We start from the raw sequence: 22,453 nt of genomic DNA, 5'->3' as shown, positions 1-22,453 counted from the left end.
GAGAAATTATCCCAAGCGCGCGCCATCATTCTTATGGTCGAATATTGGCTTTGGGTCCGAATGTCGAAATCTCCAGCGTCAAACCAACCTCCGACATTTAGGCCCGGAATGTGTTGTAGAGGTTCAAAGTCTGTGTCTGTGGTTGGGCCTTGGCGATATAAATCATGATGCTCATGATCAACGGGGGCTTGTAGCGCATCATCCATATGCGCTTTCCCGTGCCAAGCGCGATAGGCTTCATTTACATACATGTGATCCATTTGAACGGGAAAGAAAACATCCGAAGTAGGGTGCCAAGCGTGATCATAAACTGTGTCTGATATGCTAAAACTTGCTTCTCTATTCCCATCAAATTCCAACGCATAGACGCCGGTCTCTGTGATATCGGAAAAGTCAAAACTGGCGTATTTAAACCGTAGGTAATTACCCCATGGTTTTGGTGTCATGGATTTAACGCGTACCGCTTTACCCATTTCATCAAATCGCAATAAGTGCATTTCTTTGTCTGCGACCGCTTTGGCATCCATTTCGATGATGGCAGTTTTATTGCGGGCAGGGTGGTAGCCAAGTTGGTTATAGCTGATAACTGGCGGTCTTTCCCAGTTTTCCTGAGCGGCGGCATCTAAGCGCCATTCCATCAGTTTTCCGGTTTTGCCTTCTGGAAGAACTGAACGCACTACAAACCAGCCATTTTGAGCTTGGTTGCGACCATCATATAGGCTGATGTCTGTTGAATCCATGGATTTAAGGCTAACGCGATGTTGTTCATCGGCGGGTGCCAGAATGATGGATTTGCCTGATGCAATCGGAAGTGGCTCGGCAAGTGCGCCGTCTGTTCGCTCACCATCGGCGCGCAACTCCATATCCCCTTGGGCATAGGTTGGTAAAATTCCAGGATGTCCATCAACAAGCAAGGACTTTCCTCCGAAAACGGATGGAATGAATTCTAAATTGAAACCTGCTTTTCCGGCCAATCCGTTTGGAACAGGCGTTTCAGAATGAACGCTGATTAAATAGGTATCGTCATCTTTTTCAACGCGAATTGTGTATTGGAAATCATAATCAGCATATTCAAGATCAGCCTCGATGACGCCATTTGCAACATCAACACGGCGTGTTTTAAAAGTGCCAATAGGTTCCCATTGTCCGGGCGTGGCACTGAGGCGTATATCTCCATTTGTTGCGACGCGATTATCGTGCTGAATAAGCTCGACACCAGAAATTTTAGCGTCACTGAAAAGGCTGTCATACCAATTGGAAAAGACAAGCACGTCTAATCCATCTTCAGAAAAATATTCTTTTTTAGAAGCTGTCTCAGAAGCTTCTTGCGCCAATGCAGGTGTGATTTGTGAGAGTGCTGTCGTGGATAATAGAGCAGCCACTGCCATATGTGTAAGTTTGTTTTTCATTTTGATTTCCTCCCAAAGGTCAGTTTATTTGGATCCGCTTTTGGCTTTTATTTTCGATATCCAACTGATGGTGACCTTTTAGATCATAAAAATGATTGCGTTAACACCAAAACGTCAATCACCGATCAATTAATTGTGAATTGACGTTTGCGCGGGGAGAGGGAGGGCTACAGGTCGTTCGCAAATATCACACACTAAAACGTGTGTTGTTTTAGACTGACTGTTAGTGCTTCTATTACACTTTTGATATTAGGCGTGTTTTTGCGTCCGGCCTGATAAAGGGCATTGATTGGAGCCGCCGGCGGTTCATATTCTTGGAGCAAGCGTATCAAATTTCCATCAGCTAACTCCCGCGCAGCTTGATAAGAATATGTCCGTGCGATTCCAAGTCCGTTTGATGCAGCGCACACAGCAGCATCTGCACTATTTACCTGTAATCGCACTTTAACTTTGAGTGATTTTTCATCTTTGAAATGCCAGCGCGTCATTGCGCCAGTTGGGTTTTCCGTAGAGATCAATTGATGATTAGTCAGGTCTGCAATTTTTTTTGGCATCGTCGCACGATCGATATAAGCTGGACTCGCGGTTAATATCTGTCGAGTTTCTGCTAGGTGAGTGGCTTGTAAGGAGCTATCTGACAATTTTCCAATTCTTATGGCGAGATCGACTCCCTCTTCGGCGAGACTGACCACGCGGTCCATCAAACGCAGACGTACATCAAATTCTGGATGTGCCTGCAACAGATTGGCAATGACGGGCAGAACGTGAAGGCGGCCAAAACTTAAAGGTGCGGAAATTGTAAGCAATCCTTTGGGCTTATTTGTGTGACTTGAAAGAATGGAAGCTGCTTGATCAAGATCTGTTACGGCTGCTCTTGCCGCTTCAAGATATGTTGCGCCTTCGTCTGTTAATGCAACAGCCCGAGTAGATCGGCGCAACAGCACAGCGCCTAAATCAGCCTCAAGTGATGCGATTGCTCTGCTGGCGCGTGAAGCATCAATGCCCAAAGTATGCGCTGCAGCGGTAAAGCTACCGTGTTCAACAACTGCAAAAAATATACGGTGGGCTTCCAGTTTATCCATTTTATTATTGCAATATCCGCAATTCTAATCTGCAAAATCAGGCGTTTATATCATAAATCACACATAATACTATTAGGGAATGAACCTCAAACGAGAAAGGGTTTTTTCCATGCGCACGCTCTATCACCTTCCACTTTCTGGACATTCTCACAGAGCACTATTGTTTTTGTCTCTTTTAAAACTTGAACATCATTCCGTTCTTATCGACTTAGCTGCAGGAGAGCATAAGCAGGCTGCTCATCTGGGTAGAAATGCATTCGGTGAAGTGCCCGTGCTAGAAGATAATGGACATATAATCTCGGATTCAAATGCCATTTTAGTCTATTTGGCGCGTGTATATGGTGAACCTTATTGGATGCCATCGGATCATCTCATAGAAGCAGAAATACAGCGTTGGCTTTCTGTTGCTGCTGGCAAAATTGCTTTTGGTTCATGTGCCGCGAGGCTTAACATATTATTTGGGGCAAGCTTCAATCATGAGGAAGTTACCAAACGCGCAATTGATACGCTGATTGTTATGGATGGGCATCTTGCAAATCGTGATTGGATTGTTGGGACGCAAAGGCCGACAATCGCAGATATTGCTCTTTACAGTTACACGGATCGGGCTCCGGAAGGGAATATTGATCTTAAACCCTATTCAAATGTTCGCGCTTGGCTTGAGCGAGTCGAGAAGCTCCCAGGTTTTGTGCCTATGCCCAAATCTGCTTGTGGTCTTGAGGTAAATCAGAACTAAGAAAGGAGTATTAGATGTCTTTTGCAGTAACGGGCTATGAGCATGTTGGTATTCGCGTGAGCGACCGTAAACGCGCGATTTCGTTTTATGAGAAACTTGGATGGCATGAAGAGATTGATATACCAGCAGGGCAGGCCAACGAGATGGTCAATGCTGCGGGCGTGCGTATAAACCTTATTTTCAATGCTAATCCCAATTCAAACAAGCCTCATAATGTCTTGCAAGATCAGGCAGAGAAATTGCCCGGGATGACGCACATCGCTTTTATCGTCGATACGCTGGATGGTTTGATGGATATGCTGGCGAAAGAAGAGATTTCCATAACTGAGGGGCCTGTAGAATTTGCGGATCGTAGACGCGCTTTGTTTATTCGTGACCCAGATAGAAATGTGCTGGAGTTTAATGAGTTAATCTAAAAAATTGATGCTGAGGGCGTTGCGTTCGTTTCGTATGGGCAATGTCGAATACACATGTTGCATTGTTTCAGGCGAAGTGTGTTTTCACATTAACTCTCTGCTTCTATTGCTTTATCGGCATATTTCCGGGCTAGGGTTGCGCAGGCAATAAGCTGTAGTTGATGGTATAGCATTAAGGGCAACATTATGAGCGCTAATTGCGGTGAGCCTGCAAATAAGATTTGAGCAATCGGTGCTCCATTCGCTAGGCTTTTTGTTGAACCACAAAACACTGCGGCAATTTCATCTTCAAGGGACAAATTTAATTTTCGTGCTAAAAATGTGGTTGTTGTGATTGTTAGCGCCAGAATAGTCAGAACAATTATTGCAGTTAAACCAAATTGCATCGCTGAAAATTGCGACCACACATTTTCAATCGTGGACTTTGCAAACGAGACATAGATGATGAGGAGAATGACGCCACGGTCTAATCGGTTGAGTATCCATTTATGTTTGGAAATGACTTTCTTTATGATGGGACGAGCGAGTTGTCCTAGGATAAATGGGGCCAATAGTGTTTGAGCAATGTCTTGAACTGATGATAGGAGTGACATGTTCCCCAATGCTGAAGTACTAACTAAAGCGATGAGGGTTGGGGTTACAATCATCCCAAATAAGCTGGATAGAGTTGCATTAAATACGGCGACAGGCACGCTGCCTCGCGCTAGCGCTGTCATAGCGATGGATGAGGATATAGTGGAAGGTAAGGCTGTGAGAAAGAAAATTCCTAACCTCAATTCCTTGGCTAAAACATCTCCAGTGCTGTAATATATTGCAAGACCTAATACTGGAAAGAGAATGAAGGTCGTGGCTTGAGTTAAGCCGTGTGCTTTCCAGTTTTTTAGGCTTGCTACAAGTTTAGATGGTTCAAGATTTGCTCCATGAAGAAAGAATACGAGCGCAATCCCAATTTGAGTTACCAGCGTCAAATCAATGAAAAAATCTGGGCTAGCAGGATATGGAAATAGAAAAGCCAACAATACAATGCAGAGCATGGTGAGGACAAATTTGTCCGGTAAAAACTTCTTCATAATCGTCTCAATTTAGTTTTGCATTGTGGGCTTGAAATTGTTTGTTTAGCCAAATCGGAATCCGGATATGGTGGCTTCCATAACAGAGTCTGAAAAAACCTTTTGACCGATATCCTCGCCGCCTGCGCCCAAGGCAACCATAAGCGGAATGAAGTGTTCCTCTCTAGGGTGAGCATTCAGAGCTGCATCTCCAGATTGCCAGTTGGACAATGCATTTTCTCGATCCGATCTCTTAGTATGGGTCAAAGAATCTGTCAGCCACTTATCAAATTTTATTGATGGTGATGTCGCTGCTGGGGTGAAGAAAGCGCGCATGTTATGATAACTCATACCACTCGCGATGATTAGCACATCTTCATCTCGCAATGATTCTAATGCCTTGCCTGCTTCGATATGTTGTTGGGGATCAAGGTTTGAGCAAACAGACATTGAAACTACCGGAATGTCCGCATCGGGAAACGCAACAAGTAAGGGGATGAATACCCCATGATCGAATCCTCGTTCTTCATCTATTTTACTTGCTATTCCTGCTTTGGATAAAAGGTCTGTCACTTTGTGCGCTAATTCTGGGTGTCCCGGTGCAGGAAAGCTTAATTCATAAGTGTGGGGCGGGAACCCAGAGTAATCAAATATCATTTGGGGTTTTGGGGCGGCCGATACCGTAAATACTTTTTCTTCCCAATGAGCTGTGATGATTAAAATTGCTTTAGGCTTTCTTGGGAGGGACGATGGAATAGATTCTAGCCAGCTTTTAGTTTTATTCCATGTGTCCGCTTTCCCGCCCATCAAAGTCCAATCCATAAAAAAGCATGGTCCACCGCCATGTGGAATAAAAAGAGAAGGCATACGAGGGGAAGCAGTTGAATTTGTATTTTCCACTAGAAAACTCCGGTTTTGGTATAGCTTCAGGTGTACCCATTATCATTATACACAGAGGGATGGTCTTGATCTGAAGCGCCCGTAAATTTTACTAGGAAGGGTTTTAAAAAGATATTCAAGTATTTGTGCGTTTTTTAACAAGACGCTTCTGCTGCTTTCGACGTTTTCTATTCTCAACAAAATTGAGTTCTGAGAAGGAAAATAAAATGGCCCTCATCTGTGATCATGGTGAACAAAGAAAAGACACAAAGCCTGGTGCCTTACACACTTTGAAAGCAACGCCGGAAACAGTGCATTGGGGGTATTTTCATCCTAATATAAAACCTGCTCTATATGTGAAAAGTGGTGATCTAATTCAGGCTGAAGCCATTACGCACCACGCTGGTGATGCGCCTGAATTGATGATGGATGAAGGTGTAAAAGCGATTTGGATGGGGGTGAAACCTGAAGATCGTGCTCCTGGTGTACACATTATGACTGGCCCTATTCATGTAGAAGGGGCGGAACCGGGAGATATGCTTGAGGTGCGCTACTTTAAGATGGTTCCGCGTTGTAATTATGGTTCCAATTTAGCTGCAAACTGGGGGCACTTGTATCAGGAGTTTGGCGAGAAAGAGAGGGTTACAATATATGAACTCGACCCCAATGCGAACACTGCTGCAGCATTGTATGCGTATGATTTTGAAGGAAAGTACTTAATTCCAGGTACAATCACGCATTGCCCAGATTGCGATAAAGAGACTGCATTACAAGGTGTACGTATTCCGGCACGACCGCATTTAGGTACGGCTGGTGTTGCGCCAGCAGTTGATGAACGCGTCAGTACTATTCCACCGGGGGCACATGGTGGAAATATTGACAATTGGCGCATCGGTGCTGGCTCAACAATGTATTACCCGGTGCAAGTTAAGGGAGGTTTATTCTCAATTGGAGACCCGCATGTCAGTCAAGGTGATGGTGAGATTAGTGGGACAGCGATAGAAGCGTCTCTAGATGTGTTTTTCCAAATTATCGTGCGCAAAGACTTTAAATTTCCAACACCGCTATTGGAAACAGATGAGCATTGGATTGTACACGGATTTGATGAAGACCTGAACAAAGCTATGAAAAATACTGCGAAGGACATGCTTGAGCTTTTGACTGACCATCAGGACCTTAGTGCAAATGACGCCTATTCTTTGATGAGTGTAGCAGCTGACTTTGGTATCACTCAGGTTGTTGATGGCACGCAGGGAATTCATGCAAAAATAGACCGGGGTATTTTTCCAAACAAAGGCTCAGTCAAAGATCCGGATAGTTAATGCCTAAAAACTAACCATGCGCACAAATAGGGGCATCTTCAAAAGGTAATTTTGTTGACTTAGTTTGGTGGTTGGATGCGAGATTAGGCTTGGATTTATAGGGGGGGAGAGTTTAGTATAGGCAGGAACTGAAATTGCAATTTACCACCAATGCCTACCCGAAGCAGCAGCGCAAAGATGCTTGGAATTTTGTTCTTCAGAGGTTCTCATTATCTCTGTTGATGAGTGATGAAGAACCCTATGGGGAGTTGGCGAGTTTCAAGACGGGGCAGAATATCCAATTCATAAGAATTGCCTGCACCTCTCAAACAATTGCGATGAATTTGGATGAGGGGCAGCCTTGTTTTTGGATGATTTTAGCACTTGAAGGAGGGGTAACTGTAACCTCTTCCAAGAGTTCTAAGGATATAAAAGAAGGTGACATTATATATGGTGGATCAAACACTCCTATCAAACTGACTCTCTTAAAGGAAAGCCGCTTTCTAATTATATGTGTTCCAGACACATTACCGGTTTTGAAGTCACGTGTTCCACTTCAAAAAGATATATCGAACCTTGTCTCTGAGACGACAATGGGACGGATGTTCTCGGGATTATTGAGATCTGTTGCAGATGTGATTGCAGATGTGACCGATGATCAGCTGCGCCCCATAGAAACAGCTCTACCAGAATTTATTGCTGCGACTCTTATAAACAATGCGCCAGCGAAAGAGTTGGGAGGTGCTGCCGGTGCAAAAGCTGCTCTGTTGGAGCGCATATTTCAATCAATAGAAATTCGACTAAGTGATCCTGATTTGAACGTTTATCAGATCGCGAAAGAGCAAGGCGTTTCTACTCGGTACCTTCAGAAATTATTTGAAACAACAGGGGATAGTTTCAGTCATTTTGTGAAAGATCGGAGACTGGAAAGGTGTCGACTGGATTTAAGAAGTCCATTGCATGCGCAGCGCACTATTTCTGAAATTTTGTTTCAGTGGGGGTTCAATGACTCTGCATCCTTTAGTCGTGCTTTTAGAGAAAAGTATGGCATTAGTCCACGAGATTATAGGCGGGCACCACCAGAGGAAATTGAAGTCAACCCTGTCCTCCAGCGTGGTCGCCCTGAAGGTCTAAAGGATCAAAAAATAGATAAGGAATTTTCTTCTTCAGATTTGGAAGAAAATAATGATCATGATGAAGAGAGTGTTGAGGTTCAAAACTCAGTACGTCATCATCATCTACCTGCAACCCCCGAGACTATCCATTGGGGGTACTTTTCGAGCGCTTTGAAACCTGCTGTGACCGTCCAATCGGGCGACTATGTAACAATAGAGGCTCTAACACATCACGCTTATGATGATTACGAGCGCATGATTAAGGGGGATCCTGGTGCGGAAGCCGTTTTTGAATGGACTGCCGACCACAAGGCAGTCGATAGGCGTGGGGCAGGTCCGATGGATGCGACTTCAGAGGGGCGAGGGGCTGGAGAAGGGTATGGAGTTCATATTTGCACGGGACCAGTAGAAATTGCTGGAGCTAAACCTGGTGATATAGTTGAGGTACGAATCCTTGATATTAATCCACGACCTAGTGCGAATCATCGTTATGCAGGTCGCAGTTTCGGGAGTAATCTAGCGGCATTTTGGGGTTTTCACTTTAGCGACATTTTGACCGAACCAACTCATCGTGAGGTTGTGACTATATATGAGGTTGAAAAAGAACACGGCCGTGCCTGTGCGCATGCTGTCTATAATTATCGGTGGACGCCTCAGACTGATCCATTCGGTGTTTTACATGAGCGATATGACTATCCAGGCGTTCCTGTTGATCATAGCAAAATTGAAAAAAACTATGACATACTTCGCAATGTTGAAATTCCAATCAGACCGCATTTTGGTGTAATTGGTTTAGCGCCCCCGGTGAACAAGCTGGTCGATTCCGTGCCTCCTTCAAATTTTGGAGGGAATTTGGACAATTGGCGTATTGGTCCGGGAACGAGCCTGTTTTTGCCAGTAGGTGTCGATGGGGCGATGTTGTCTATTGGTGATCCTCATGCTTCGCAAGGAGACTCGGAGCTTTGTGGAACTGCAATTGAGTGTTCAATGACTGCCTTGATACAGCCTATTTTGCATACATCAAACAATATGCGGGGCTATATCAAGGACCTAGATTACCCATTATTAGAAACAACCACAGAATGGGTGATATTCGGGTTTAGTCACCCTGATTATTTAAAAGAATTGGGTGTGAATGCTCAGTCCGACATCTATAAAAAATCTTCTATTGATCTGGCTATGAGGGATTGTTTTAGAAAGGCGCGCAGGTTTTTAATGTCTGCAAAAACTCTCAGTGAAGACGAAGCGATTTCTCTTTTATCCGTTGGGATCGATTTCGGTATAAGCCAAGTTGCAAATGGAAATTGGGGTGTGCACGCGGTCATTCGCAAAGAGTTATTCAATGGCGGGGATTAGTATCTCCGAATTGGTGATATTGTTGAATTTTAAACCTAAGGTAGCAATAAAAGTGCCGATGTAAAACTTCTTGTGCGCGTACGGTCAAGTAATAGTTCTAAGGGTTGGTAGTTTGTATCCATTGATTTTTATTGTGGATGCAGACAAATGCCTAAGTATGATGCTGAGTTTTTTAAAAGTTTAGACAGCTCCATTCTCGATGTTTTAGATGGAGAGACCCTTCCGCCGGAGTGTTATACTGATCCTGATTTCTATGAGTTCGAAAAAGAATCTCTATTTTCGAAGGAGTGGCTTTGTGTTGGGCGCGAGTCTTGGGTTGGTGAAGCGGGAGATTATTTTACAACTCAGATTGCGGATGAGCCAATTGTTGTTGCGAGAGCTAGGGATGGCAACCTCTACGCTATGAGTTCAGTTTGTCAGCATCGTGCTATGTTGGTCGCTGAAGGGCATGGAAATACACGTGGGTTTGTTTGTCCATACCACCATTGGACCTATTCATTGAAGGGGGATTTGGTTGGAGCTCCGGCTATGAATAAGACGTGTAATTTCGATAAGAAAGAGCATGGCCTTCCAAAGTTTAAGGTTGAAGTATGGCTTGGTTTTATTTTCGTTCACTTTGACATTAATGCTGAACCTTTAGCGCCGCGACTTGAGCAAGTTACTAATGCTATAGCTGGATATGACCTCGAGAATGCTGAGGGGCCGAGACCGGGAGAGGCACCGCATTTGCAATGGAATTGGAAGGTGATGTTCGAAAATAATAATGACGGATATCATGCTAGTCGGCTCCATCAGGGCCCGTTACACGATTTTGTGCCTTCAGAACAAGCCAGTTTTCCAAAAGCACCTAAGGGCGCTGCGGGTTATTTGCGTTTCAATGGTACAACCCATGCTGATGCGAGTTTTAATCCCACTCAGAAGGCTGTGTTGCCTGTGTTTGCTGGTCTTAATGAAGAACAACGCAATCGGATGACATTTGCAAACATCCCGCCAACACTTTCTCTCGTTCTAACCGCTGACATGGTCATATATATGATCTTGCGTCCTACAGGTGCAGGTAGCCTTGAGATGGATACAGGTGTTCTTGTGGCACCGGGTGCAATGGAGGATGCTGCCTTTGAGCCTAAAATGGAGATGATTATGAACTCTACGCACCACATCATCGCTCAAGATTGGCATGTTGATGAATTGGTGCAAATCGGGCTTCGATCACGTTTTGCCAAGCGCGGAAGATATTCATGGCAGGAAAGTGCTCAACAACAATTCAATGAATGGTTAGTAGATCGTTATAAAAGTCATTTCTTTGAAAAAGCACCAAGAATTTTTGAAAGTGAGGTCAATTCAGAGATGGTTGACTAAGGTGGACGCGAATGAAGCTGGAGCCAGAGAAATCTGGCGATTTTCCACTCGAGCTGTAAACTGCAAACAACGAAACGCTGTTTGGTCGGATGCAATGAGGCGATTAAAATTGCCGTTTGCTCCAGATTCTCCTTCAGTACCAGTAGATGGACGAATAAGCGTTGTTGCAACGCCTATGGGTGTGCAATTGGCGAGAATAGAGGCAAGTCCACTCATTATCGAAGGTAAGGAAGCCGACCAAGGGCCAGGGCTTTGGTTGTTGCTTATTTCTGAGGGCGAAGCTGAGTTTAAATCAAAAGACCTTTGTGCTGCGATTAGGCCGGGACGAGTATTGTTTGGTGTGACGCGACATGATTCCAAACTCGAACTCAAAACTTCTTGCCGGATGATATTTATACGGATTCCAACGCTGGTGATTGGTCGTAGAATGCTAGCACCTTTACGAAATAATACAGGCTTATTTAAGGGTGAAAATAGTCTCGAACGAATATTAATTTCTCTGCTGCAAGAGATTTATAATGAGTTGGAAAAATTCACGAAAGATGAGCTTGCGGCCATTGAAACTTCTTTAGTGGATATTATCGTGACGGCTCTTGCGACGTCTGGTGGGGGGAGAAGCAAAGGCGGGGCGATGGGCGCGAGGGCAGCTCATTTTGATAGAATCTGTCAAATGCTTGAATCTTTGCTTGGGGAACCAGAGCTTACACTTGATAGAGTCGCGCGAGAGACTGGGGTCTCGCCTCGATATTTGCAAAAGATATTTTCTCAAGAAAATTATAGCTTTAGCATGTATGTGCGGGAGCGACGGTTAGAGCGTTGTTTTGCTGATTTGATTAGCCCTCTCTATTCCCAGCAATCAATTACACAAGTTGCTTTTCGTTGGGGCTTTTCCAGTTCTGCTCATTTTAGTCGGACTTTTCGTGAGAGATTCGGTGTTTCTCCCCGTCAACATCGACAAAAATTGGGTGTGAAGTCGGCGTCTAGTATCAAAGAATTGGGCCTAAATTATCAAGATGGTGTTTAGTGATTGGGCTAGTGTTTACGGATAAGTATAGAATTCAGAGAGTCCAAAATGACATACCCAAATACCTTAATTTTCGTTGATCTAATGGCAGAAGACCCAGCCGCTGCTGGTGAGTTTTATGCAGCAGTGATGGGGTGGGAAAATGATCCACGACCTCATGGTGTATTTCATCGAATGGTTCCAGGACAAAACTTTAAGCTAGCCAATGGTGAACAAAGTGAAGTTGGAAACCTGCATTTGGGAATAACTAGCTCTCTAAATGCGCGGCCTCATCCTTCTCCAGATGGCGTGGAACCAAGAGAGGTTTCAGAAGGACGTAAATCACGCATCTATGTGATGGTAAGTGATGATGATTCACATGAGCGCATTCTGGGTGAAGCCGAAAAACGAGGTGCGACCATACTTTGGAAAGATCACTATTGGAAAGAGTTTAACGGCTTTAATCATGCGTTTCGTGACCCTTGGGGCAATGAAATCATCCTTTGGGTAAAAGGTGGCGATAATCCTGTTATCCCGCCAAGTTATACTCAGGAGTAGGATGTATGAGTATCCATAAGCAAGCTTCAAACGGGATATCCTCACTGACTATGAAGCGCGCGAGATCACAAGTTCTGTTTGCATCTACAATCGGAAATATTGTGAGTTTTACGCCGACAGTTAGTGCTGTTTTTAGTTTGTTTTTGGTGCCTATCTCTACCGAATTTGGGTGGCCGCGTGCAACCGTATCAGGTGTCTTGGCGCTTGTTTCGCTAATTGCTGTGTTTGTATATCCTTGTGTGGGGCGGCTATCAGATATTTATGGCTCGCGTAGAGTTATCTTGGTTGGTAATTTATTGTTTGCGCCAGCTGTGGCGATGGTTGCATTGGCCAATGGAAGTGTTTGGCAGTTCTATCTCCTGTTTGCATTTGTTGGGTTGGCTGGTGCAATTCCTAGTACTGCCGCTTTGTCAAAAGTGGTTTCAGAATGGTTTGACGACAAGAGGGGTTTTGCGCTCGGTTTGACTGCTGGTCTTGGTAATGGGCTGGGGTCTACCATTATGCCCATTATTGCTGGTATTTTGATGGTCAATATTGGCTGGCGCGGTGCTTTCGTCGGTATAGGAACAATTATTATCTGCTTAGGGTTTCCGGTTTTGTTTCTTTTCCTACGTGAAGCAAAGAAACAAGCAGTGGAAAACATCACTCCCGAGGAAAAAATTGAGGAAGCTGCACCGCTGCCAGGCTATACGCTAAAGGAAGCTGCGAGAATGCGGGTATTCTGGCTAGTCCTTGTGGCTATTGCATTAGGCGCAGGGTGTGTGACTGCTATTTTTACCCACGTGGTGTCCATGGTGATGGATCGCGGGTTTGAGTTGTCTGTTGCAACTGGAGTTATCTCTGTTTTTGCCATGGTTGGCGCAGGCTGGCAGGTAGTAACAGGTTTGCTTTTAGACAAATTTTACACGCCTAAAATTGTGTCTCCAATGTTCATCATTGCTATCGTCGGGCTGCTACTCATTGAATATGGGACGAGTATTCCTGCGGTGTATTTAGGCGGTGTTTTGATGGGCATCGGGCTGGGGGCAGAATTTGGGTGTCTTCCATTCTTTATATCTCGTTATTTTGGATTGAAAGCATATGGAAGCATCGTTGGAGTCGTGTATTCGGTGGTGATTTTTACCCAAGGTGTCACTCCGTTTTTGATGGACCTCATGTTCGATGTTTTTGGAAACTATAATGCGCCTGTTTCGATCATGTCTGTCTGCCTGCTTCTAGGGGGCGGATTTATATTGATGTTACCAAGTTTTGGTGCACGCGAACAATTTGAAGCGAAGTTTGAAGTGTAAAATGGGAAAATTATCAGTGATTGGCAGCGTCAATCTAGATGTTGTTGCAACAGTTGAAAATCTACCTAGACCTGGTGAAACCGTAATAGCTAGTTCGTTGGAATATTTTTTGGGTGGAAAGGGTGCCAACCAAGCTGTGGCTGCTCAAAAGGTAGGGGTTGAAACGGTTTTTTATGCATGTATCGGAGACGATTCTGAAGCATCATTTCTAGTCGACAATTTGACAAAAGTCGGGGTGGATGTTGCGCAGGTGAAAACCAAGTCGAAAACATTTTCTGGTCGCGCTTATATCAACGTTGATCATGCTGGTGAAAATGAAGTTGTTGTTTTGCCGGGTGCGAATGCGGAACTTGAATTTGATGAAAACAAATTAGATGACGCCACGGCGGTCGCGTTGGCACAGCTTGAAACTGCAATCGAGCCGACTGTTCAATTTTTTAAGAGTTGTCAAAAAAAACATGCGATGACTATTTTGAATGCCGCTCCGTTTGTGGCTGAAGCGCGACTAAAATTATTTGAATTGTCAGATATTATTATTGTGAACGAAGTTGAGTTGGCAGGGTATTGTGGCGTCGATGAAATTCCTGAAGACGTGGAAGATATTATACTTCTACTCCGTAGTTTGATCAGTCGAAATGATCAGGCTGTCATCGTTACGTGCGGCGCTGCTGGTGCTCTTTGTGTTCATGGCAAAGATGTCATCGTTGTAGCGGCTAGGTTTACACAAGTCGTCGACTCTACAGGCGCTGGTGATTGTTTTTCAGGTGTGCTGGCGGCAGGTATCGTTCAAGGGCTTTCACTTAAAGAAGCTCTACAGCGTGCAAGTATCGCTTCTTCATTATCAGTAGAGAGCAAAGGCGCGAGTGCGTCTAGTCCATTCTTGGCTGACATTGAGGCCGAAATTCAAAAAAATCAAATAACTGAGGGAACTGAAACGTGAGTAAGAAATGGATGATTACCGGAGCCAATAAAGGGCTCGGATTGGCTTTGTCCAAAGAAGTTTTGGCATTAGGGGATTCAGTTTTTGGTATCATTCGCGGTGCGGATGATTGTGAGGCGTTTGAGACACTTAGTCCTGGACGGAGTCATGCTATTCAATTGAGTGTTTCTGATTTTGACAAAGTCGCTTTGCAACTTCATCAAACTCTCAGCGAAGTTGGGGCGATAGATATTCTCGTGAATAATTCAGGGTATGGTCTTACGGGAGCGCTTGAAGAAACTGAGATTGAGCAAATTCAAGACCTGTTTAACGTCAATGTATTTGGTGCAATTGCTGTGATCCAAGCAGTTCTACCTTTCATGCGCAAAGCAGGTCATGGGCATATTATTAACATTACCTCCGTGAGTGGTTTGGCACCGTGGGCAGGGACGTCTGTATATGGAGCTTCTAAGTTTGCGTTAGAATGCATTGGTCGTACATTGCGCGATGAAGTTAAACCTCTGGGGATTGATGTGACAAATATTGCGCCGGGGGGCATGAGAACGCACTTTGCAGGCGGATCCTTAAAAGAAGCATCTGGTAAGATCGCAGATTATGCGGAAACCGCTCATTTGGCACGTCAAACTTTGAAAGCACATCAAGGCGAAGAGCCGAGCGATATTTTCAAAGTAGCGAAAGCCATTATTGCAACTGCCGAAAAGACAGACCCACCATTTTTACAGGTTTTAGGTGAAGACGCTTTGAACTATGCCACGCAGCATTTGAAGGAATTACATCAAGAAATTGAAAAAGGTCGAGAGTTGGCGATGTCGACTGCAGTTTAGTTGCGACCGATGCAATCAGCCTAAAAGGATATGAAATAGAATTTTTGTATGAGAAAGTTTTTATGCGATTTTAGACAAGAATTTTCTTGCATACTCGGTATCTTTTTTTGAAAACATTGTCTCTGAAACAATAAATTTGGACAGAGTCATTTGATCTTATAATATTGGAGTAAATTACATTATGTCGACAGTATCAGAACTTACCCCGGTACAAGGATCAGCCGCTTGGAGAGGGGATACTCTGGGCAAGGGGAATGAATGGATTTTTCAACTGTCTGATGCGCAGATAGATGAATTAGAGACACTTGGTTCGAAATTTGTGAATGATGATCCAGACCTAAGGTTTGTGACAGCAGAGGAGTATCCACTCAAGCAGTGTGCCGATGCTATAAATGCATGGGGCCATGACGTGGATTATGGGCGTGGTTTTGTTCTTGTTCGCGGGCTGCGCACGCATTTGTATTCTGATGCGTTGTCGGCTGCGATTTACTATATTCTTGGTTTGCACATGGGAGATCCAATTCGTCAGAACGAATTGGGAGACGTGATTGATAACATTTACGCGACTTCAGATAAAACCATGGATGATCCAACAGCTTTGTCATCCAAGGTCAAAGATGAACTTACTTATCATTCTGATAGCTCTGATATTGTTGCATTGATGTGCTTACGGCCAGCTAAAGATGGAGGTAAATCTTGTCTCGTATCAGGCGCTGAAATTTACAATGAAATCTTGAAACGCAGGCCAGATCTAGCGCCTTTACTGCTTGAGCCATTCCATTGGGATTGGAGGCGACAAGATCCTAAAGCGCCTGCAAATTCCTATAGCTCACCTGTGATTAGCTTGGAAGAGGGCGTATTTAGTATGTATGCAGGATCTTTATACGTGCTCACAGCGCAAGAGTATCCTGAAGTGCCGCGTTTAACGCCAGAACAGATTGAAGTGTTAAACCTGTTTGACGAAATTACATATGAGCCGGGTATGGCAATTGAGATGGATTTCCGTCCCGGCGATATACAGTGGTTATCAAATTATGCCGCTTTGCATTCGCGCACAAGATTTGAGGATTACCCGGAGCCTCAGCGTAAAAGGCATTTATTGCGCTTATGGTTGAGCCGTGATGCGGGGCGACCAGTCGTTGATGGTTTTGGAAAAAATGGTGTTGTTCAAGTTCGGCAAAAGCCGCGTGAAGGTGTTGTTGAGGACAATCTGGGAAATTTTAAAATTACTGAAGCAGCCGTACCGCGAATTATTTTATAAAACTCAATTCCATTGATTTCTATTGAAACTGTATTTTGCAATAAGGGGCTGAAGTCATATCTTCATGCCCCTTTTAAATTTTTTAGGGCTGACACTATCAAGTCTGAGTGCGGTTGTTCACAAGACTATCTAAAATCATGTGAATTATTTGTCCGTGATAGCATATGAAAAGGAACTTTTAATCGTGGAATATTCATCACTAGAGCAAGCCAGTTTAGATAAGTTGTTTCTAGAGGCGCGCACCTATAATGGCTGGAAGGATAGAGTTCTGTCGAAGGCTGATTTTGAAAAGATATATAATCTAACCAAAATGGGGCCAACAGCAACGAATGCGTCTCCCGCACGGTTTGTTTTTGTTTCCACTGAGGATGGTTTTAAACGTCTCAAACCACATCTATCCAAAGGAAATCTCGATAAAACAATGGCAGCAGGGGCATGTGTTATCGTAGGTTATGATCTGGATTTTGGAGAAAAAATTCCTGAATTATTCCCACACTTTCCTGGCGCTGCTGCGTGGTTTACTGATCCAAAAGTGCAATATGAAACAGCCTTTAGGAATTCAAGTTTGCAGGGTGGATATTTGATAATGGCTGCGCGAAGCCTTGGTTATGATTGTGGACCTATGTCAGGTTTTGATCACGACGGAGTTGATGCTGAATTTTTTGCCGGAACCAACGTAAAGTCGAACTTCTTGATAAATATTGGTGCTGGAGACCCTGCTTCTATTAAAGGGCGATTGCCTCGGTTGTCTTTTGAGGATGCCTGCTCAATAGCGTAATCGTCGTGTGTCCCCATATTTCACCGTCAAGATGTATTGGCGGTGCTTTGTTTGTTTCCTAAATTTTGTAAAGGCGTAAATTTCCATAATCCGGCACATAAAATTAATGTGAGGCCAGCAATTGTGGGGAGGTCAATTGGGTCATGGAAAAGGAAACTTCCATAGCCGACCGCCCAGATGATTTGAGAATATTGTGTGGGGGCTATTAAGTTTGCTGGTGCATTCCGGGATGCAAATATAACCATAAGGTTTCCCAACGCGATAAAGGTTGCGTAGGAAGCGATATATGGCCAAAGCGACATGGCTGGCATTTCAAAAGTTGGTATGACAAAAATACTATTGAAAGCAAGTGGCAATAACGTTGCTGCGCCAAAGTGAGATATTGTCCGTTCTTTATCCTTCAAGTGACGTAAAATCACAAATACGCTGGCGGATGTAAATGTCAGGGTGAATGCCGCTAAATGTCCTATTGAAAGCTCGCGTAGACCTGGTCGTAAGACGATCATCGTTCCGGCAAGACCAATTGCTATTGTGACCCATGTCGAAAGGTTAACTTTCTCCTTCAGGAAGATCATAGAAAGTATCGAAATCATAATTGGCATTAGGAATATCAGTGAGAATGCTTCAACAATTGGAAGAAGCGTAAAGGCGACAATGCCTGATACAATACCTATGGTTTGTAATACGCCTCGCAATATCCAAAGTTTTGGATTTTTGGGGCGGATGAGATGGATCATCTTGTCGCTTTTGTCTTTCATGATTGGTGTCAACAATAACGAAAAGATACAGGCCAGAAATCCCAACATAAATGGAGAAACGCCTCCAGCCATTAGGCGGACAATTGCATCTTTGGTTGCAAAAAATGCAAAACCCGCCAAGGCGAATACAATGCCTCGAGTAATTGTTGATGGATCTTTATTCACATCGAATCCGATTCAAATTTATGAAAACCCCTAGGTCTAAGTGTCGGGGTAACGGGGTGTCTCTCGGTTAGAGTACTTGATTGTCTTGTGAGACTTATTTCGTCGATATTCTTTACCGCATGCGCATTATAAATTGATCGTCGCTGTTGATGATCAGCATTCCACTGGAGCGATCACACAAATTTTAGAACGTTCAGTATCAAGACTTGAGATGCAATTGCGTCAAAGTGAGCATGACTTAGTCAGTTACTCATTTGGCTTGCGGGGACGTACCGAGCCGTTCGAATGAATTGATTGGTTTGTTTTTAAATAAAATTTTAGAGATCGGTTTTATGACATGATACGAAAATGGGGTGTATTCACTATCCTCGTTGTTGGGTTCTTTTTTTTGAACGCAACAACTTTTTCATCGCTTGGTGTTGCGCTCCATAAAATGTCGGAAGAGCTTGGTTGGTCTTTTTCCGAAGCAGGATTAAGCTTTACGGTGTTGGGTTTGGCTGTGGGGCTGACCAGCTTTTTGCCGAGTATATTACTGAAATTTATCGGTCCAAGAGCGACCTTTTGCATTGGTTTTTTTATAATTTCTGTCGGCTTTTTTCTCGCTGCTTCGGCGATTCAGATTTGGCTGTTTTTCATTGCGCTTACTTTAATTGGAATGGGTTTTTCTTTAGCAGGTAATGTGACGGCCGTCTGGTTGATTGGGGGTTGGTTTCCAGACACAACGCCTAAAATGATCGGATTGTATCTCATGCTGGGAGGTATTGGTGATATTGCTGGGCCTAGTGTTGCTCATTATACGATGGACTTAGTCGGTTGGAGTCAGCACTGGTTGATTATGGGAGGAATAGCTTTTTTCCTTTGTGCCTTAGCATTTTTGGTAATTAGAGAGCTCAATATTACGAAGCCTTCCGAGAATAGAGGGGGGGCGAACGAAGGTGTTTCTGAGATTGCAGCATTGAAGAATGGATTTAAGGTTCCGGCTTTTTGGCTTATCGCCTCTGTAATCACATTGAATCTTGCGTCTGTGACCACAATACATTCTGTTGCGGTGGGGCATTTGGAGAGTTTGGGGATTGGGCCAAGTCTTGCTGCTGCATCTTTAGGGTTTATGGCGTTTGTGTCACTTGTAACTAAAGGTGTTGCAGGTAGCCTTTGTGAGCGCTTCACAACTCGGCATATGATGGCTGCAAGTATAGCGGTGCATGCTTTAGGTCTCTGCCTTTTTTCAATTGCTAGTTCGCCTATGGTTTTAATTATTGCTTCAATTTTGTTTGGGGCTGGTTGGGGTATCGTTGTTGTTGCGACGATGGTTTTGCTTGTTGAGATGTTCGGAAACCAATTGGGTGCTCAACTTTTGGGCGGATGCCATCAGATTTCATCGATAGCTGCATTCGCCCCTTTTGCTGCAGGGGTAACTGCGGACAAGCTTGGGACATTCGCGCCTATTTTGCTGCTTTGTGCATTTGGGTTATTTGTTTTAGCAATTGGAAGTGAATTTTTATTAAAAAACATGTATTCAATAAGTAAATAGCATAATTTTAAATTTGTCTCCTTTGTATGCTGAGGCATTTATTCTTAGTGTGAAATTTTGTTAAGTATATATGTATTCAATGTAAATATAAATCATTTCATATTGTTATGATTAAATATACATATGCATTGAATTGATATTTTTGTTTGTAGATGTCTTTGTAATAAATATACATTTTTTTATGTTCAGTATGTCACAAAAACGCAAAATATATGGCGCGTCCGATCAAGTAATCATCTCGTTGATAGACCTAAGATTAATTTAGTCAGGTGTTTTTTAATTGAGTTTAGGTGAAGAGGGATTGTGACATGACTTCGTTTAAAATGAGAATTCGAAATGGGGCTGCGGTTTTAGCTGTTTTGTTGGCTGCTCAAAATACATTGATAGCTACCGCTGAAGAAACAGAAGGTGCAGCTGTAGCTGCTGAACCTGATGATGTTAAGACAATGAATGCTATCACCATTTATGGTGAAAAAAATGAAACAACTTTGCAAGATGCTCCAATAGCATTGAGTGCCATAACGGATGAAATTTTAGCGCAAGCGGGTATCACAGATGCTAGCCAACTTAATGGCTATGTTCCGGGGTTGATGGTTTCGAAAAGTGGTGGGTCTGAGCGCATTGTGACTATTCGGGGAGTTGGTCAACAAACGCCTGAGAATTTTTCAACTGTTCCCGGTGTGTCTTTTCACGTTGATGGTGCATTCTTACCCAATTCCATCGCTCTAAATATGGGGTTTTTTGATGTCAACCGTATTGAGGTTCTTCGTGGCCCTCAAGGAACAGTGTTTGGTCAAAGTTCAACCGGGGGGTCAATAAATGTTATTACCAATCAACCTGAGCTGGGTGAGTTTGGTGGAGATTTTAAAGCAACTTTAGGTGATTATAACCACACTCAAGGGTTTGCCTCTCTTAACGTACCCATCGGAGAAACTTTCGCTGTACGTGCATCTGTTCAACAGATGTCCCATGATGGTTATGCTGAGGCAACCGGCATTCCCGGCGGTTATGAATTGGATGATGCAGATAATGAACATTATCGTCTTGCGGCTCTATGGTCACCTGTTGACGATCTTTCTGTAACGCTTTCACACACTTATTATAATGATAAACATAACGGTGGTGCTCTCAAAAATATTGATGATCCAGAACCGGATATCCGTGTTTTAACACAGGATTTTCCTGCTAAATTTAAAATGCACTCAGGTTTAACGACTTTGAATGTCGATTATGATCTTGATTTCGGTACGCTGAAATCTGTTACAAGTTTTCAATCTTTGACACATGATCAATCTTTTGATGGTGACCGTTTAGATTTAGAGACTTTTGGTGGCTATGATCACGTTGCAACTTGGTCAACTGAAGCTGATACTCTAATGCAAGAGTTGTCACTAAGTTCATTGCCTGATTCACCTGTTCATTGGATCGGGGGAGTGTTTTTCTCTCAATCTGAATCAAACCAATATGTTGTTGAATATAGAGACACAGACGCAACTTTTATCCCAGGTTTGCCCGTCTTACCTAGAGACACTCTAGCAAGTGAGATTCCAGCGAATTTAGCTTATGAGAATATTGCATTTGTTGATCGTGAGGCTTTCTCTCCGTTCTTTCAAGTAAATGTTCCTCTTACGGAGCGTTTGAGCACAACATTCGGTGCGCGCTACAATGTTGATAAATATGAGGGGCGTTCAGCTAGCTATTATAGTGAGTTTTCGGAGAATGAATTTGATTCAAATACGTGGACAGGTAAAGTTGCATTGGACTTCAAAGCAACTGAAGATAATCTGATCTACACAAGCTGGTCACGTGGCTACAAACCGGGCGGACTGAATCCGGGTTCGAATTCTGCACTAAATGTAAAATCGACATATGAAACTGAAATAGTAGAAGCTATTGAAATTGGATCTAAAAATACGTTGCTGGGTGGCAATGCTTCTCTGAATGCGTCTCTGTTTTATAACAAATATGACGACATGCAGTTTATTGAAGAAGACCCAATTCCTTATTCTGGTGGTATTGGTAATATCCCAAGTGCTGAAACATGGGGTTTGGAGATTGAGGGTAGTGTCCTTCTTATGGATGACCGTCTTCAGCTTGGAGGTAATTTGGCCTTGCTTGATGGAGAGATCTCTGAAGATTATTTAGCATTGGATCGTCGCTTGGCAGATGAAGCTGGTGATGCAGTAGTTGCCGCAGGTCTGACATATCCATGGTCGTATGATTGGTTTTTAGCACGTCAATCAGCAGCAGTGCAGGTAAATGGAAATACACCTCCAAACCTTGCTGATGTAACATACAATCTAAATGCGTCTTGGTTCCAACCAATTGGTGATCACGGAACATTCACCTCACGGCTAGAGCGTTTATATGTTGGTGAATATCAGGCAAGGGTCTTTAACACGACTGGCGCTGATGATGTCCCGTCATATGGTATGTGGAATGCCTACTTCAAATATGAACCTAATGATCAGCCATGGTACTCATCCGTTTCATTGACGAACATTACAGATGAAGAGGGTGTTGCTGGCCGATTTGTTGACCCTTATTCAAGTGGAACAATCAGTAACGAATACGTTGCGCCACGTATGTTATTGGTCACTTTTGGATACGAATTTTAAGCTTATAGCTTAGATCAGTCACGCAC

General features: G+C 43.6%; 19 protein-coding genes. 14 read left to right on the top strand and 5 right to left on the bottom strand.

What is annotated here, in order from left to right; all coding sequences use genetic code 11:
• Together AC5EF3_RS04375 and AC5EF3_RS04370 are read right to left on the bottom strand one after the other, a co-directional pair.
• On the bottom strand, window positions 1–1,409 hold a 1,409-nt coding region (locus AC5EF3_RS04375; RefSeq protein WP_493547173.1), incomplete at its 3' end, for a cellulase N-terminal Ig-like domain-containing protein.
• Window positions 1,410–1,603: 194 nt separating this feature from the next.
• Window positions 1,604–2,491: a LysR family transcriptional regulator gene (locus tag AC5EF3_RS04370; RefSeq protein WP_493547172.1), complete on the bottom strand. Its 888-nt coding sequence runs from the start codon at window positions 2,489–2,491 to the stop codon at window positions 1,604–1,606.
• Window positions 2,492–2,600: 109 nt separating this feature from the next.
• Between AC5EF3_RS04370 and AC5EF3_RS04365 the strand changes: the two genes are divergently transcribed.
• Together AC5EF3_RS04365 and AC5EF3_RS04360 are read left to right on the top strand one after the other, a co-directional pair.
• The gene (locus AC5EF3_RS04365; RefSeq protein WP_493547171.1) at window positions 2,601–3,227 is read left to right on the top strand and encodes a glutathione S-transferase family protein; all 627 of its coding nucleotides are present in this window, start codon (window positions 2,601–2,603) and stop codon (window positions 3,225–3,227) included.
• Between the two features lie 14 nt (window positions 3,228–3,241).
• Window positions 3,242–3,643: a VOC family protein gene (locus tag AC5EF3_RS04360; protein ID WP_493547170.1), complete on the top strand. Its 402-nt coding sequence runs from the start codon at window positions 3,242–3,244 to the stop codon at window positions 3,641–3,643.
• An 89-nt stretch (window positions 3,644–3,732) separates the two neighbouring features.
• Here the strand turns inward: AC5EF3_RS04360 and AC5EF3_RS04355 are convergent, their stop codons facing one another.
• Window positions 3,733–4,713 (bottom strand): bile acid:sodium symporter family protein, encoded by a 981-nt coding sequence (locus tag AC5EF3_RS04355; RefSeq protein WP_493547169.1) that lies wholly within the window; start codon window positions 4,711–4,713, stop codon window positions 3,733–3,735.
• Between the two features lie 45 nt (window positions 4,714–4,758).
• Window positions 4,759–5,592, bottom strand: a complete 834-nt coding sequence (locus tag AC5EF3_RS04350; RefSeq protein WP_493547168.1) for a DODA-type extradiol aromatic ring-opening family dioxygenase — start codon at window positions 5,590–5,592, stop codon at window positions 4,759–4,761.
• Between the two features lie 206 nt (window positions 5,593–5,798).
• Between AC5EF3_RS04350 and AC5EF3_RS04345 the strand changes: the two genes are divergently transcribed.
• The 10 genes from AC5EF3_RS04345 (at window position 5,799) to AC5EF3_RS04300 (ending at window position 17,355) form a co-directional block, all read left to right on the top strand.
• Window positions 5,799–6,893, top strand: coding sequence for an acetamidase/formamidase family protein (locus tag AC5EF3_RS04345; protein WP_015828380.1), 1,095 nt, complete (start codon window positions 5,799–5,801; stop codon window positions 6,891–6,893).
• 134 nt (window positions 6,894–7,027) lie between these two features.
• Window positions 7,028–9,343: an acetamidase/formamidase family protein gene (locus AC5EF3_RS04340; RefSeq protein WP_493547167.1), complete on the top strand. Its 2,316-nt coding sequence runs from the start codon at window positions 7,028–7,030 to the stop codon at window positions 9,341–9,343.
• Between the two features lie 147 nt (window positions 9,344–9,490).
• Entirely contained in the window at window positions 9,491–10,702 is a 1,212-nt protein-coding gene (locus tag AC5EF3_RS04335) for an aromatic ring-hydroxylating oxygenase subunit alpha (RefSeq protein WP_493547166.1), read from the top strand.
• A gap of 1 nt (window position 10,703) precedes the next feature.
• Entirely contained in the window at window positions 10,704–11,726 is a 1,023-nt protein-coding gene (locus tag AC5EF3_RS04330) for a helix-turn-helix domain-containing protein (protein ID WP_493547165.1), read from the top strand.
• Between the two features lie 48 nt (window positions 11,727–11,774).
• Window positions 11,775–12,263 (top strand): VOC family protein, encoded by a 489-nt coding sequence (locus tag AC5EF3_RS04325; RefSeq protein ID WP_015828376.1) that lies wholly within the window; start codon window positions 11,775–11,777, stop codon window positions 12,261–12,263.
• Between the two features lie 5 nt (window positions 12,264–12,268).
• Window positions 12,269–13,552: an MFS transporter gene (locus tag AC5EF3_RS04320; protein WP_493547164.1), complete on the top strand. Its 1,284-nt coding sequence runs from the start codon at window positions 12,269–12,271 to the stop codon at window positions 13,550–13,552.
• A gap of 1 nt (window position 13,553) precedes the next feature.
• Window positions 13,554–14,492 (top strand): ribokinase, encoded by a 939-nt coding sequence (locus AC5EF3_RS04315; RefSeq protein ID WP_493547163.1) that lies wholly within the window; start codon window positions 13,554–13,556, stop codon window positions 14,490–14,492.
• Entirely contained in the window at window positions 14,489–15,316 is an 828-nt protein-coding gene (locus AC5EF3_RS04310) for an SDR family NAD(P)-dependent oxidoreductase (protein WP_493547162.1), read from the top strand. The genes AC5EF3_RS04315 and AC5EF3_RS04310 overlap by 4 nt, the downstream gene beginning before the upstream one ends.
• Before the next feature lie 181 nt (window positions 15,317–15,497).
• A complete protein-coding gene (locus AC5EF3_RS04305) occupies window positions 15,498–16,577 on the top strand; it encodes a TauD/TfdA family dioxygenase (protein ID WP_493547161.1) in 1,080 nt (359 codons plus the stop codon).
• A 184-nt stretch (window positions 16,578–16,761) separates the two neighbouring features.
• Window positions 16,762–17,355, top strand: coding sequence for a malonic semialdehyde reductase (locus AC5EF3_RS04300; protein WP_493547160.1), 594 nt, complete (start codon window positions 16,762–16,764; stop codon window positions 17,353–17,355).
• 26 nt (window positions 17,356–17,381) lie between these two features.
• Here the strand turns inward: AC5EF3_RS04300 and AC5EF3_RS04295 are convergent, their stop codons facing one another.
• Window positions 17,382–18,278, bottom strand: coding sequence for a DMT family transporter (locus AC5EF3_RS04295; protein ID WP_493547159.1), 897 nt, complete (start codon window positions 18,276–18,278; stop codon window positions 17,382–17,384).
• A gap of 388 nt (window positions 18,279–18,666) precedes the next feature.
• On the opposite strand from AC5EF3_RS04295, the gene AC5EF3_RS04290 reads away from it, so the two are divergent.
• The gene (locus AC5EF3_RS04290) at window positions 18,667–19,809 is read left to right on the top strand and encodes an MFS transporter (RefSeq protein ID WP_493547158.1); all 1,143 of its coding nucleotides are present in this window, start codon (window positions 18,667–18,669) and stop codon (window positions 19,807–19,809) included.
• Between the two features lie 308 nt (window positions 19,810–20,117).
• The gene (locus tag AC5EF3_RS04285) at window positions 20,118–22,427 is read left to right on the top strand and encodes a TonB-dependent receptor (RefSeq protein ID WP_015828368.1); all 2,310 of its coding nucleotides are present in this window, start codon (window positions 20,118–20,120) and stop codon (window positions 22,425–22,427) included.
• Window positions 22,428–22,453: the final 26 nt, after the last annotated feature.

This window comes from Hirschia sp., from assembly GCF_058892565.1.
This window is presented reverse-complemented; position numbering and strand designations above follow the sequence as displayed.